This window comes from Shewanella sp. MF05960, assembly GCF_050849305.1.
Lineage (GTDB): Bacteria > Pseudomonadota > Gammaproteobacteria > Enterobacterales > Shewanellaceae > Shewanella.
Map to the genome: position 1 here is coordinate 193689 of NZ_JBOZPS010000007.1, position 14503 is coordinate 208191.

At 41.6% G+C, this 14503-nt stretch carries 15 protein-coding genes, 1 tRNA gene and 1 pseudogene; 5 read left to right on the forward strand and 12 right to left on the reverse strand.

From position 1 onward, the window contains the following. Positions 1-75 precede the first annotated feature (75 nt). Both ACROAE_RS09405 and ACROAE_RS09410 read right to left on the reverse strand, forming a co-directional pair. Entirely contained in the window at positions 76-2037 is a 1962-nt protein-coding gene (locus ACROAE_RS09405) for a putative bifunctional diguanylate cyclase/phosphodiesterase (RefSeq protein ID WP_432401067.1), read from the reverse strand. Positions 2038-2284: 247 nt separating this feature from the next. After that, positions 2285-2544, reverse strand: a pseudogene (locus tag ACROAE_RS09410) (permease); the annotation flags it as partial. Between the two features lie 88 nt (positions 2545-2632). On the opposite strand from ACROAE_RS09410, the gene ACROAE_RS09415 reads away from it, so the two are divergent. Beyond that, positions 2633-3511 carry an alpha/beta fold hydrolase gene (locus tag ACROAE_RS09415; RefSeq protein ID WP_432401069.1) on the forward strand — a complete coding sequence of 293 codons (879 nt, stop codon included), beginning with the start codon at positions 2633-2635 and terminating at the stop codon, positions 3509-3511. 225 nt (positions 3512-3736) lie between these two features. Next, positions 3737-4333 (forward strand): 2-hydroxychromene-2-carboxylate isomerase, encoded by a 597-nt coding sequence (locus ACROAE_RS09420; protein ID WP_432401071.1) that lies wholly within the window; start codon positions 3737-3739, stop codon positions 4331-4333. Positions 4334-4551: 218 nt separating this feature from the next. Here ACROAE_RS09420 and ACROAE_RS09425 read toward each other — a convergent pair whose 3' ends face one another. From ACROAE_RS09425 to ACROAE_RS09455, 7 genes are all read right to left on the reverse strand, one after another. Further along, positions 4552-4743, reverse strand: a complete 192-nt coding sequence (locus ACROAE_RS09425) for a DUF3185 family protein (RefSeq protein WP_432401073.1) — start codon at positions 4741-4743, stop codon at positions 4552-4554. Between the two features lie 28 nt (positions 4744-4771). Continuing rightward, complete coding sequence (locus tag ACROAE_RS09430; RefSeq protein WP_432401075.1) at positions 4772-4903, reverse strand: hypothetical protein; 132 nt, start codon at positions 4901-4903, stop codon at positions 4772-4774. Between the two features lie 125 nt (positions 4904-5028). Beyond that, positions 5029-5478, reverse strand: coding sequence for a DUF1499 domain-containing protein (locus ACROAE_RS09435; protein ID WP_432401077.1), 450 nt, complete (start codon positions 5476-5478; stop codon positions 5029-5031). 12 nt (positions 5479-5490) lie between these two features. Then, complete coding sequence (locus ACROAE_RS09440; RefSeq protein ID WP_432401079.1) at positions 5491-5958, reverse strand: nuclear transport factor 2 family protein; 468 nt, start codon at positions 5956-5958, stop codon at positions 5491-5493. 156 nt (positions 5959-6114) lie between these two features. After that, positions 6115-6807, reverse strand: coding sequence for an esterase/lipase family protein (locus ACROAE_RS09445; protein ID WP_432401081.1), 693 nt, complete (start codon positions 6805-6807; stop codon positions 6115-6117). A gap of 647 nt (positions 6808-7454) precedes the next feature. Continuing rightward, positions 7455-7667 carry a hypothetical protein gene (locus ACROAE_RS09450; protein ID WP_432401083.1) on the reverse strand — a complete coding sequence of 71 codons (213 nt, stop codon included), beginning with the start codon at positions 7665-7667 and terminating at the stop codon, positions 7455-7457. 188 nt (positions 7668-7855) lie between these two features. After that, on the reverse strand, positions 7856-8758 hold the full coding sequence (locus tag ACROAE_RS09455; protein ID WP_432401085.1) for a LysR family transcriptional regulator: 903 nt from the start codon (positions 8756-8758) through the stop codon (positions 7856-7858). A gap of 160 nt (positions 8759-8918) precedes the next feature. Here ACROAE_RS09455 and ACROAE_RS09460 point away from each other — a divergent pair, with 160 nt between their 5' ends. Both ACROAE_RS09460 and ACROAE_RS09465 read left to right on the forward strand, forming a co-directional pair. Further along, a complete protein-coding gene (locus ACROAE_RS09460) occupies positions 8919-9977 on the forward strand; it encodes a 1-aminocyclopropane-1-carboxylate deaminase/D-cysteine desulfhydrase (protein WP_432401087.1) in 1059 nt (352 codons plus the stop codon). 20 nt (positions 9978-9997) lie between these two features. Next, positions 9998-10900, forward strand: coding sequence for a hypothetical protein (locus tag ACROAE_RS09465; RefSeq protein ID WP_432401089.1), 903 nt, complete (start codon positions 9998-10000; stop codon positions 10898-10900). A gap of 424 nt (positions 10901-11324) precedes the next feature. Here the strand turns inward: ACROAE_RS09465 and ACROAE_RS09470 are convergent, their stop codons facing one another. Continuing rightward, complete coding sequence (locus ACROAE_RS09470) at positions 11325-12167, reverse strand: hypothetical protein (protein ID WP_432401091.1); 843 nt, start codon at positions 12165-12167, stop codon at positions 11325-11327. Beyond that, on the reverse strand, positions 12164-13099 hold the full coding sequence (locus ACROAE_RS09475) for an alpha/beta fold hydrolase (RefSeq protein WP_432401093.1): 936 nt from the start codon (positions 13097-13099) through the stop codon (positions 12164-12166). The genes ACROAE_RS09470 and ACROAE_RS09475 overlap by 4 nt, the downstream gene beginning before the upstream one ends. 12 nt (positions 13100-13111) lie before the next feature. Between ACROAE_RS09475 and ACROAE_RS09480 the strand changes: the two genes are divergently transcribed. Beyond that, positions 13112-13780 carry a TetR/AcrR family transcriptional regulator gene (locus ACROAE_RS09480; protein WP_432401095.1) on the forward strand — a complete coding sequence of 223 codons (669 nt, stop codon included), beginning with the start codon at positions 13112-13114 and terminating at the stop codon, positions 13778-13780. Positions 13781-14229: 449 nt separating this feature from the next. On the opposite strand, the gene ACROAE_RS09485 is transcribed toward ACROAE_RS09480, so the two are convergent. Beyond that, positions 14230-14319: transfer RNA gene (locus ACROAE_RS09485), tRNA-Ser, on the reverse strand. Positions 14320-14503 lie beyond the last annotated feature (184 nt).

Here is a 14503-nt window from a genome sequence, read left to right on the forward strand (position 1 = left end):
TAGTGCACTGAGCGAATGGCATTGAGCAAGCAAATTTAAGGATATCAATTCGCGAGGGATAATAAGCGCTAACCATTAAGAATTAGCGGAGCGTAATAGTGCTGGAGATTGTTGCTCTGTAGTGTGGCTAGCGAGTCGTTGAACTAATACATCAAACTCAAGGGGCTTATCAAACAAATACCCTTGCAAGTAATGGATACCCAAGGTGGTGAGTGTGCTTGCTTGTTGTCTGTTTTCAACCCCCTCCGCAACGATGCGATAACCCAATCCATGCGACATCACCATGACGGCTTTGACAATATCAATACCATTAAGGTGAAGGTTAGCAATAAACGAGCGATCAATTTTGACAATGTTTATGTGTAAATTTTGAATGACCGAAAGTGATGAATAACCGGTGCCAAAATCATCAATTGAAATTAAAAAACCGAGCGTTTGAAAGTCGTTAACCATGCCAATTAGCTTATGTTTATCCTGGGAAAATACCGATTCGGTAATTTCAATATGCACATCACTGGGCGACACATTATGCTGACTTACAATGGTATAAACTTGATTAACAAAGTCGGCATCCTCAAATTGTATAACCGACACATTAACAGAGATTTTCAAGGGCTTATATTGCTTATGTAATGCAGACAATTTGCGCATCGACTCGTCTATTACCCAATAACCGATTTCTTTGATGGCGCCATTTTTCTCAGCCAATGGAATAAACACATCGGGTGATACAGTCGCACCTTCAAATTCCCATCTGAGTAGTGCTTCAACTGATGCAATCTCACCAGTATTTGACTTGATAATAGGTTGAAACACTAGCCTTAACTGCCCCGCAGAAACCGCTTGAGTAATACCTTTACTGAGGTGTATTTCGTGTTTTATTTTTTGCTCTAACTCACCGCTAAACATAACAAAATCGTCAGAACCCCCACTTTTTCGGCTGTACATAGACAAGTCCGCTAAACTGATTAAATCGGAGAGTGATTGGCCATGCTCAGGATATTTGGCTATGCCAATAGAACAGTCCATATTAAGGGCATGTTGAGTCGTTACAAAAGGCATGTTGATTTGTCTTTTTAGCCTAATCGCGAGCTCTTCAAAGCGGTAATGTTTGGTTTGGTGCGCCATGATAATGAATTCGTCACCTCCCCAACGACAGGTAATTTCACCATGTTCGCAAGTCTGTTGTATCCGTTGTGCTACTTCGGTTAATACTTCGTCCCCAACCCGGTGGCCAAAATTATCATTGGCTTGCTTAAAACCGTCTAAATCAAGGAAGAAAATAGCATACTTAACATCGGATTCGGCTTGTTGGAGCTGTTGATTCGCAGCCTCAACAAAAGCGCGTCGATTTAATAAATGAGTAAGAGGATCTCGTTGGCTTAATTGAATAATCTCTTTGGTTCTTAGTATGACCTTTTGCTCCATACTTTTTAATAATTGATTATGTTCATTCCGTAGCTTAATAGAATGCGCAGTAAATTTAGCCGCCGTTTTGGCGATAGAAAACATCACAATGGTATAAGCAAGGCCCAAAAAACCCAATATGCGGTGTTCAGGGTTACCGGATATTATCATTTGGATTGAAAAGGGGGCCAGTAACAAAGAGGCGTATATTTGCGATACGAGTTTATTGCCAGAGAGTATTGTCGCTGCGCCACCGGCCATGGCAGAGACGATAACCAGTGCGGAAAACAATTCGTAAATACTCAATATAGAGTAAAAAAACAGGCAGTAAAATGCCCAGAAAACCGCCGTTAATATTACACCTGCGCTAAAACGATATAAGTCATGTTGGCATCCGAGTGCGCCTTTATTCGTCCGTACAACCCAAAGGAAGGCGTCGATAGCACGCAGTATCATTAACCCAGATAAACATAACCACCAGAGTAATTTGAGGTGGGCAGCAGATTGATCTTCAAAGCCAAATGCTAATCCTGCAGAGGCAATAATGGTAATACCAATACCAGGAATGGAGCTACGGTATAACAATTTTAGGTGGTCATGCAGGAGCTGTGGGTCTACCAATGTCGTCATGAGCACCTTTACCGTCACAATGAATGATTAAGCAATAAGTATACTGCGGATGTTTAAAAAAACTACTCAGGCAGCGTTTTTAACCTAAAAATCAGTATTTATGGAGTTGCCTGAGTGTTGAAATATTAAAAATATTATTAAAATAAGTGAGTTGCACTTTATGTTAAATAAAGTGCAACCATTAACATGTTGTGTTTGCACGGTATCGATTTAATGATAATGCTTCGTCATCAGTGTTGATTTAGACCTAAAATAAAAATCCATATAGGTAACCTGCTAACACTGCCATTGATAAAATCACCACAAGAAAAGTCACGATTAGGGTATTTTTAAAAATAGATTTGAGCAAAATTATCTCAGTTAAACTGGCGCCAGCACTGCTAATGATCAGTGCCATAACCGCACCCAGCCCCATACCTTTTGCCGCTATGCAGCACTTAACGGAATAACCGCTTCTGCACGGATGTATAGCGGAATACCAATCACTGCCGCCACAGGTATAGCAAATCAATTATCGCTACTAGCTATTGTGCTGACGAGCAAACCCCGCCAGTATGATGCAACACAGTGAGTATAAGTTAAGGATAATTTCACCATGATAACCTTGAGTGAATGGCAACAACACGGACAGTTTGAGCAATTTAATGGCCAGCAAATCTTCACTCGTACAGGGGGGGATCCCTCAGCGCCGGCATTATTGCTCATTCATGGTTTTCCCAGCGCCAGTTGGGATTGGGAAGGTATGTGGCAACAACTCACTGAACGATATTATGTGATTACCCTTGATATGTTAGGTTTTGGTTTGTCGGATAAACCTAAAAATAGCGAGTATTTGATTAGCCAACAGGCCGATATTTATCAGGCGCTTTTAGCCAAGTTAGGCGTGAATGAATATCATATTTTAGCCCATGATTACGGCGATACCGTTGCACAAGAGTTATTGGCAAGGCAAGTTGATGGTGATAGCAAAATACACATTAACAGCGTGTGCTTATTAAATGGTGGCTTGTTTCCTGAAACCCACAAACCGGTATTAATTCAAAAGTTATTATTATCGCCGCTTGGGGCGTTTGTGGCGAAAAGGATCACCAAGCCAAAATTTGCAGCCAACTTACAGCATATATTTGGTCCATCAACCCCACCAACGCCAGAGGTAGTCGATACGCTTTGGCAATTGTTAACCCATAATGATGGTATCGCAATAATGCACAAACTCATTACCTATATGACGCAACGTAAACAACATCGTCAACGTTGGGTGGGTGCTCTAGTGGATAGCCCTGTACCAGTCAAACTGATCGCGGGAGCATTAGATCCGATATCGGGTCAGCATATGATCGATCGCTATGATCAATTAATCCCCAATGCGAATGTAACCACCTTACCGACACTCGGTCATTACCCTCAAGTAGAAGATGCCACTGCTATCACTGCAGCATATTTACAGTTTAGAGACTGCATAAAATCAACGTAAGATATCAGTATTTTTACACTGTTTATTGAGACTGTTCCAAGTAGAACATTTGCTCACAAATCAATACTAGACTGCGTAAGGTGTTGCACGCTAACGTTATGTTTTTGGCGGTGAGTCTGTATTTCAGCGCTTATTGTGATGTCATTTTATCGACGTTGTTTTTGACATGACTTATCGCCATCAATCTTTGCTATCAAATACTGCCATTAATAGGTAACGCGAAACATGAAAACAGCCATTGAGTATTACTTTACCAGCCTTTCTCCCTATGCTTATTTAGGTCACCATGCGTTAACAGCCATTGCGGCAGAGCATCACACCGCCATTGACTACAAGCCGATAAAGCTCGGCAAACTGTTTGCAGAGCGAAGCGTGTTACCAGTAAAGCAACGCCCGCAAGCCAGGCAAGATTACCGTTTAATCGAGTTAGCACGCTGGTCTAAAAAACGCCAATTACCGCTTAACCTTCATCCGGCTTTTTTCCCGGCAGACCCAAGCTTGGCCGACAGATGCACCATTGTGCTACAACAAATGGGACAAGACCCAAGTGAGTTTGTTGTCAATGTACTGGCGGCATGCTGGTCAAAAGATCAAAACATTGCCGATGTTGCACTGATTGCACAGATCCTGGCGTCTATGCAGCTTGATGCTGATAAGGTTATCGAGCAGGCATCATCGAGTGAAATTGAAGCAATATACGAAGCCAATACCACGGCTGCTATTGAAAAAGGTTTGTTGGGTGTGCCGACCTACGTTTATCAAGACGAGCCATTTTGGGGTCAGGATAGACTCGAATTACTTAACGATAAGTTGACCGAGTAAGGCTCATTGGGTGACATCTAACATAAGGTTGCAGTGATAATTTACTGCAACCTTTACCAATACCAATAATATTGAAATTTAAAAAGTAACAGCCAATAGTCATTTGCGGTTTACGTGTCATAATTTGGTTTGGGAGATAATAACGTTACCTATCAATAATCATCAGCTGGTAGCCATTATGGTTGAATATTTTTGCATTAACGCTTAATCACAATTCATTATTTCAACTTTGTAATACCGATTAGAACCGCAATAATACCACCCGCCATTCCCGCCCAGGCTTCAATAGGCGTATCACCACTTATCGCTCGGGTAATTTGAGAGCTCGCAGCATCATAAATATTGTAACCCCACAACGCTAAAAAAATACCCGCAATAACAAGTACAATTCCAATAATTTTATTGTTCACTCTAACTCCAGACTTTAATGAGGCGGCACTAATAATGCCACAGTTGATGACGTTCAATAGACAATGTCGCAATAGATAATGTCGCAATAGATAATGTCGCAATAGATAATGTCGCAATAAATAATGTCGTAATAGATAACGCGAAACTAACGCAACTCATGAGGGCTCTTAATACAAGCTCCCAGACCAATTTCTGAGGTATGAGAGCTTCCATCGAGTTCATTTCTAGCCAAAAGAACAGACATCAGTTAATTTGTCATCGAACTGATTGATTTTTATGCAGATTTATAGCTTAACGTTATTTCTAATCGATTCAATTCGCTCACGGTTAACGCCAAAGTCTGAGTGACCAACACGCGAAGCCGACCTCACCTGAATCATGATTTTACCTGACTCAGCGGGTGGAAAGTAAAACTCAACATCGTCAACAAAGCGCATAATCTGCGAGGTAAATTCAACCCGAATATAATTATCTTCAACCACTACAATATTGGCTTGCTCTGTTGATTTTAAGGCGTGCAATAAGCCTACTTGAGCTTGTTGGGACGTGCCGCTAAATTCAATCGGTTCAATATAATGCTCTTCATCTGCAGTTGCTTGTTGGCTGTTCACGCAATTAGGTGAATCAGGGCAGGGCATAAATTGGCCATCATTAACTCCCAGAGTTGGCACAGTGCCAGAACAACCCATTAATAGCATCATGCTGAGTGACAGTATGGTTATTTGTTTATACATCATCATTATCCTTTAATTATTTTCACGGTGGCCGTAACTTAATACTCGAGTGATTTCCCACTTATTATCTACTTTACGCCAAATCATTACAAAGTCAGCTTTACCTTCGCATTTGTTGGTTTTATTTTGACAAAATACATGCACGCCTTCTGTTATAGCGCCAAAATCTTTAATCGCGTGGGCATTAAACGTCCCTTCAACCAGTTTGCGAATAAAATGCCCACAGGCATTATTTTGCGTATTGGCAATCATGCTATCGCGATCCCATGTCACTCCACCATTATCATGATAAAACTCAACATCCTCTGCAAAAAAGCTCGCATGTCTCTCTAGTTCTTCGGGTTGTTGGCATTGATTAAAGGCATCAAACACTGCGGTATCCAATGATTTCATTTGATCGGTTAGTGTAGCGTCATTTGCCAATATAGGGGCTGAAGCTATTGAGAGTAAGGTTATTAATAACAAACTGACTTTATGCATTGAGTGCCACTCCTTGTGAGCTCATATCGAACGGTAGGCATTTGCTTTTTTACGGTAGTTATATTTTTGTACACTTTCGAATAGCGGTGCTTTTTCAAGATAGTTATTTGTCCTTATGGTGCCTTTTAAGCTGGCTTTTATCGATAAAGGTTTCAACTAGTGATTAAACTTTCCATGCATTAAAAAGTGCAGCACTTGTGCTATCACGATTTTATTTTTCATCATAAACGTGTGAGTCACAGCGATGGCGATATGATCGCTCATGTCATCAAGTAGAGTGCTGGCCACTGAGACTTTGCCATCATTTGGCGTTGGCAAAAGACTTGATAACAATAAATTAAAACTGCGAGTGCCGGCAATAATCCCAACATCAAAATTAGCCGCACCAAGCATGCGAGGTTGATCAACTAAGCGGGTGCCAAGCTGCATACCCGCAGGGCCATTAATGAATTTGAAACCGGGGAGCGTTTTTAAACGGTCTACGACTTCGCTTCCTTTATTTGGAGGCCCAAGCATCACCACTCGACCCAAATTTTCAATCGTGTGTAAATGCAGATACTGCCTAACTAAAATCCCACCCATTGAATGGGTAACAAAGTGAACTTTACTGCCTTTGGGGCACTGTGCAAGCGCGGCAGTAATGGCATCTTCAGCTAATTTTGCAATATGATATTGGGTTGACGGGTATGAAAAATTAATAGTGTGATAGCCAGCCGCATTTAAGGCCAAGGCTAGAGTCGTCATCGAACGATGCGTTCTTGCTAAACCGTGCAGTAAAATAACATATTCATCCTTCGGTGAAGATGATGTATCAATAACAGCCAACGCATTCTCCCTTTGCCATTTCATCGTTTATACCATGTTTATTTAATTTGAGGGTATTCGCGTGGCAGTTATGCATGATTGAAATGTGCCACTTGTGATAAGAGAAATCTAAGGTTAAAACATCTATCTTTCGTCTCAATAAAAAGACCTTATCTTTTGATAAGGCCTTTGTTTTTAGTATGGGGAGCTAATAGCTTCATTGTTTACCGTGTTCTGGCTCTACAAATGGTGAGCTATTTTTTGCTGAGGCCATTACCTAAATATCATCGACACTTGCATCATAAAGGGTAGAGGCTTAATGCAATGGCGTTTAAGTCGTCCAGAATCAGAATCTAACAGCCGCATGATAATGCTAACGATTTTATAGCTCAGCGCGATACAGTGCACCTAACAAATTGCCTGATAAGCTTGTGGGTACAATATTAAATCCAAGGATAAACCAACGTCTGTATAAACGAACATCCCTAAAGTGAAAAGGATGATTGAGCTTTTTTATAAAAATTTTGTTAGCAGACCAAATGTCACTGTTTCCATGCCAAGATTGATTACCTTCACGCAGATCATTTATGAGGGTTAACAATGCTAATTGACTAAACTCTATTTCATACCATGTTTTTTGATAAAAAATGATGAAGTTATAAGTTATGGATAGGTGAAATTGAAAGCAGTCTTCAGATTTTTTTAATAATTTTTAAATGTACGCCAGTATCTTCAATATCAATAACAGTTATAGTATTCAACGTACTGATAACCTTTGTCATCGATTGCCTAAGTTTGATCTCAATCTCTAGTTTTTCCGAGCGTTCAGGAAAAGCATCTTTGTCGATATGTTTTCGCACATCTAGAAGCTCTTCAAAACTGTAGGTCTCGTATTTAGGTTCCATCCAAATCAGCTCTCTAAGATATGTCGTGATTCATTAAGGCAGCCAATTTATTAGTCAATAATAAGCATTGTTACCCCTTCGATTACCAAGGGACTATTAACATGGTTTTGCCCATATTGTGGACAATAATATATCGTTATCTAACCAATGTTTCGCTTTATCTTCTGCATCTAGAATTCATAATGTGCTTAGTATTTTTCTTGCCAAATTGTTTGAGGCAGTTTCAGTATTTCATCTCGTAGCCATTGCCCCGCAGTACCTAAAGTGCGCTGTTCTGTCCAAACAAGGTCGATGCCCTCAAGCTGATCATTTTGTTGAAACGTATAACTGAGCTGAATAAGCTCGCCATTTTCGATAGCATTTGCCACAAGTGATACAGACAGTTCAGCCCAGGCGTTGCCTAAGCGAACAAGGTCGAGGATCAAATGGGGGTCTTCAACATGCCAAACAGATGGGCTTTTTTTCTCATATTGTTGAGTTGTACCCTTTACCGGTTGCGCATGACGAATCACTTGTCGATGTTGCCTCAGATCGCGATAACTTGCTGGATTGGTTTGTGCCAATGGGTGGTTTGGTGCACAAACAGGTATTATTTTTGAGTATCCTACACCCCGGAATTGAAATCCAATAGGGTAGCCTTCCTGTTCTGCAATTAAGCCAATGTCTGTAATTCCTTGGCGCAATTGTACCGCCGAATCGCCAGGGGCGGCGGCACAGATTTTTAGCGCCACACTGGGAAATTTTGTTGTAAATTGTTGCAGTATTGGCATTAGAGGCTTGGCGCTGATCCCTTGCTCTACACAAAGGCAGACTTGTGTTTCGATCCCTTCAGCCATTGCGTTTGCAGTTGCTAGAAATTCATTATTGCCTAACAGAATCCCGCGCGCGTGAGGTAAAAGTGCTTTGCCTTCTAGGGTTAACACCGGATTACGCCCGCTGCGATCAAACAGACTGACACCACAGTCCACTTCCAGATTGGAGATTGCAGTCGATATAGAAGAGTGCGCACGACCGAGTCGACGTGCAGCCGCCGAGAAAGAACCTTCTTCAACAGCATATAAAAATGCTCTTATCGCATCCAAATTCAACATAATTAACCTGTCTGATTTTCCGACAGATACTAACTCGATTTGTCTGAATAAACAAATATAGTCTGTAGAGGAAAAGGCCGAAATCAACGTGTACTCGACTGATTTTGGCCTATCAAAAATATAAAAAATACCAAAAATCACCATCTAAAGAGGTCAGTATATGGATAATCTTGCTTTGAATGACTTGGTTGAACGTCTCAAAACCGTTCCCAGGTTTCCGCTTTTGCAATTGCCGACACCACTGCAGCCACTAAACAATTTTGGCCGCTTGTTAGGTGGTCCAACCCTCTGGATGAAACGCGACGATTTAAGTGGGTTAGAAGGGGGAGGCAATAAATCCCGTAAGCTAGAATTCTTAACCGGTGATGCCCTAAAAAATGGCCATGATATGCTGGTTACTGTGGGTGCTATTCAGTCTAATCATACAAGGCAAACAGCAGCAGCGGCGGCCAAAGCAGGAATGAAATGCGCACTATTGCACTGTGCCTGGACAAAAGATGCAGGGCCGAATTATCGTCATGTTGGAAACATTCTACTCAGCCATATGATGGGGGCCGAGCTATATGTCGACGAAACCCCTAGACCTATTGAAGATCAAGGCCCATTGGCCGCTTTTATGGACCACTTACGCCGTCAAGGGCATAACCCCTATCTTATTCCTGGCGGCGGCTCTGAGCATCGCTATGGTTCTATGGGATACATTAACTGTGCAGTCGAATTGGCTACGCAGATGCAACAAACTGGCGTTACATTTGACTATTTAGTGCATACCACCGGCTCTAGCAGCACGCAGGCGGGTTTAGTCGCAGGCTTTAAAGCGCTTGGCATAACCACACGGATCATAGGCGTTGCCGATGATGGTGAGACAGCCATTAAATCTCGGAGAGTACGTGAGTTGGCAAATGAGGCATTAATCACCCTTGGATTACCCGCCACAGTTGAAGATGCAGATGTTGAAGTGATTGCCTCAAACGATGGTGATTATGGTTATGCAGATGAAGCCATCAAAGATGGCATCCGCTTAATGGCAACTCATGAAGGGTTAATCGCCGATCCCGTTTACGAAGGACGTGCTATTCGTGGCCTGCTCGATTTATCGGCCGCGAAACGCTTCGAACCTGATGCCAATATCTTATTAATGCACCTTGGCGGTTCGCCCGCCATCCATGCTTATGCAGGCCAATTTGGCGATGTTGAGCTAACCCCTTTCAACATATAATAAAGACGAGGAATACCATCGTGACCCAATTAATACTAGATAAAGACACATTGATGGCCAATATTCGGGGCCAATTTGTTAACAGCAAGCAGTTAAAATATCAGCGAAAACTATTAGAATTCACAGATAACTCAGGTGCCTTTTTAGGTGACAATGTGTTCGAGACCAGCTTTTTATTACGCGACCAACAGTCTCCACTGGTTTATGAAGTCTCTGGGCCTTACGACGTTATCAGTAACGAATATGCGACAATCGGACGGATTTATGAAAACGGCCAACGAATCTTTGAATGCGACATAAAAGATCAAATTCAACAACGAACAGCGGCTATGGTTGCATTGTTTTTTGATACTATCAATCATCGACCATCCAAAGTCTTACTGGTTGGGGCTGGCAAATTAGCCACTGAAACTGTTCGATACCTCAAGCACAGCTTTCCTACCTTAAATATGCTCGACTACCATGCCCGCACGCAACGAGCCGATACCTTTGAGGCTGTATGTAATGCGCTAGATATCAGCGCAACTTACCAACCCGTTTTAGATCTTGCTGGATACGACACCATCATTATGGCCACGAATACTACAACATGCTTGATCAACAGCGCGAATATAGACACAGTGCAAAAAGGGGCTGTAATAGCCTCTCTATGCACAACTTCACAGGTCGGTGAGATTACAGGCGAAGTCTATGGCCTTGATAACATCAATGTGGTGTTTGATTACGACTTAACGCGCAGTTTTACGCCAGATATGAAAGCCGCCAACAAAGCAGGGTTTCTCAATAATGTGTCATTACTAACTGATATCCTCAATGATGCACACAAGCCTGATCTGACAAATAAAAAGACCATTTTGAGGATTACAGGAACGCCAATGCAAAATGTGGCAGTGCTTAATATGATGAGAAGCCTAGCGGATTGAAACTTGAAAAATTGAACCCAAAAATGGATCAAGTCGTGTTGAATAGAGCAAGTCATAGTGCTTAGAAAGGTGCTTAGGCTTTATCCTTTAAATCGAGAAAGGTTCATCATTTCTGATGAGGCTTTCTCGATAAATGTGGCAGAGGGATTGTTTGTAATAAAGAGGAACCCGTGGGTTCAAAGTCCTACCTTTCGTCCAAATATATAAAAAGGTGTCACTGCGGTTCACCGCGGGGTGTAAGGCATTTTTATGTAGGATTGAAAATCTACATCGAGCATCGTCGTGAGTGGGTTGATTCACGTATTCTTGAATTAACGACTATCTTTGCTATTGATATCTGTGCCTATGCACTCTTTGTAATAAACTGGGAGTTGTCAATTGCATTTAATCCAAAAATTTAAATAAAGTTGAGATTTATCAATCACTATTCAATTAACGATAAAGCATCTACTTGCGTAATCTTTGCCGTTTTTATTCTTGCAAAGCGCTCATTCGGGTTATCAACAATCAACCATTTATGATGCGTAGTCGCTTTCATTGCTTTGTCATCTTTGGTGACACCTCGCCAAACAAGGTTAACTTCCATTTCGAATTGGTTGTCTCCTATTGCTTTTACCGAAAAATTTTGTGGATAGTGGCTACTTAATTTTAGCTGTGTTGGAACAGTCTGCAACCACATTGCTAGCTGATCGGTTGATTCAATCAGGCCAACCGTTGAAAAGTCGAGTGTAAACTCCGGTGCCAATACCTCCTCGAATGGTAAAACATTGCCATCAAGTTGTTCCATATTTAGCAACCAATAATGCAGCAAAGACAGAACCCGGTTATCGGCATAAGCCGCTTCAAATGGTTTTGGTTCTAGCTGGCTTGTTGGTATCAAATTCAACTCAGTGAATAGTGGCAATAATTCACCTTCGGATTTTTCCAAAAAAGTGCTGTAGTGCACTGAGTAGATGCTTTGTTCACCACTAGGCTGAATGTTTTGATAGATGATATCGGCTTCAAGGTTTAGCCTGCCATCTGCCACCTCGGTTACATTGACGTTTTGAACGTGGTGGGCATTTTTCCAGCCTTTATACATCGCAAGACGATCAGGATAGTTAGCAGATCCTTTCATCTCACCTGCTGCTGATTTAATCAATACATCATCACTGAGAATATCCATTTGATTGTTGATTCTGATGTCAGAGAGTTCGCCCTCATATAGCTGATACCAACGATAATACTGCGTCAACGCGGCATGAGTGTTTTTGGTTGATTTGATCATGTTGGCTTTCTACTTTGTATAAATTCTAAAATGGATTGTGCAACTTCATCTGGTACTTCAAGTTGCGGTGAATGGCCTGCTTTTTCAATGATTTTGAGCGTTGCCATAGGAATATTGTCTGCGTAGTACTGGGCTGCACTCATCTTAACGACTTGATCATACTTACCTTGCAAAACAAGGGTCGGCGCCTGGATTAACTGCACTTGATCCTTTAAGTTAAAATACTCACCGTTGGTGATGTCTTTGACTAGCTTATTATCTACAAAGTCTTTGCTAGCATTTATCTGTTCGCGCATCAGATTTCTGACGGATCCGGGAATGGCCGGTGTTTTATAAAAAACGCGGTCCATAACGGCTTGAAGCTCTTCATCGCTATCAATCGTTTTACCAAAGCCGGTGTAAACGACGTGGTCATCAAGCTTAAGGCCTGCTGCATCTAATAAAACCAACGAGTTAACGCTTTGCGGAAATTTAATGGCAAACGCAGCAACCGTATGGCCGCCCATCGAGTTACCAACTAAGTGAACACGTTCTAGGCCGAGCTTGGTTAAGAAAGCTTTCAGGAAATCCGCTTGGCTATCAATTGAATAATTGCGGTTAGGGTCGCGCTCATTTTCACCATGGCCTAGCAGATCAGGCAAAATCAGATTGTATTGTTCGGACAGCTTTGCGGCAGACTGCAAGAAGCTATTCTTGTCATCTCCCATGCCATGAACTAGCACCATAGTGTCGGCTTTGTCAGGTGTTTTACTGGCGAAGTAATGCACCTTATAGCCATTGAGGTCAATCGTTTTAGCTTCAAGGTTTGCAGCACTTGAGAATTGTTTATAGGTGACATCCAGCATCACCTGAGGGAAAAAGGTATACACCACACCACCTGCCACTATCAGTAGCAGAATGAGTGAAAATGTGTACGTTATAAATTTTTTCATCGTAAATCTACCTTGATTGTTGAATATTCATTCATTGAGCATAAGTTTACAGTTTATCACAAAAGTGTCAACCGCTCGGTTTCATTATTGACTTATAGTGTTTTTGCTGTGATCATTCACAACATGATTATAAAAACTGAAAATAAAATGATCGAGGTGTTAAAAACCTTTGCTCATAATGGATATCAAAAAACCTCAATGGCCAAGCTTGGGGACGCCTTTTGCATTTCCAGACAAGCGTTATATAAACGTTTCCGCAGCAAGGAATTAGTGCTTGATTGGCTGGTCTGTGAAATTAATGCTTATGCATTGTCTGGAATGAAGCAAGCACTCGCTGATGGATCAAAGACGATGACGGAGCGAATAGTATTGGGTTTCGATTGCTGGACGGGCCGCTATGTTGATACCTTGCGCAGTTCACCACATTCAGCGGAAATTATGGAATTAGGCATTATCGTTGCGAGGAATATTGCAGGAGACGGCCCTACCGTTGCTGAAAAAATACGATTATTGATTGCCAGAGAACTGGTTATTGAAGGTATTGTGGTTGATTTAGCTGAGGGTGAGCGCTTTGCATTCGTTATGTATATGGCATCAAAAGGGCTTACCTTGTCAGTTCCTGATAGGAATTCATATTTAGAAAAGATTACCGAGATGGTTCAAACGGTTATTCGTAGTTAAGAAAAGTTTAGCGAGACCCCATAGTTAACATTAGATCAGCTTTCTATCCGCAAGATTCAACAGTAAAGCCTCATCAGAAATGATGGGGCTTTTTGCATCTGCTCGTACAGGATTTAATCGCAAATATTTGTATTAATAATAATGCGTAAAATAAAACCTTAAGGCGTATTAACCGTGACACCCATAGTTAATCTGTAATTTATAATGATACTTTTTCGTATTGGTCTTGGATCTTGAGAATGGATAGCTTGCATGTAATGCGGGGTTTAAATCTCTATTTTTCGTCTAAGCAAAAGGCCTTAGGTTTGTCGATCTGGCATTTTGCATTTGGTCTTAATTCTTGAAGAGGGATAGCTTGCTTGTAATAAGGAGGATCCCTTGAGCTCAAAGTCCTATTTTTCGCCCAATAAAAAGGCTCATCATTTCTGATGAGCCTTTTTATTTGAATGTGGCGGAGGGATAGGGATTTGAACCCTAGAACGGGATAAACCGTTGCCGGTTTTCAAGACCGGTGCATTCGACCACTCTGCCATCCCTCCGAACGCGGTGAATAATAAGGGTATTCACGAAAATGTAAAGCCTTGAAGTGTGCGATGGCGCAACAAATGTGCAATATCGCTCAAAAAGGGCTGCGTTTGGGTGATTTTTGCTCTTTTTATTCTTTCAATGCGTTTTAGCGTGTTGTCTCTATCGCCGTTTTGCTTTGCTGCGTTCCGTTGTGCT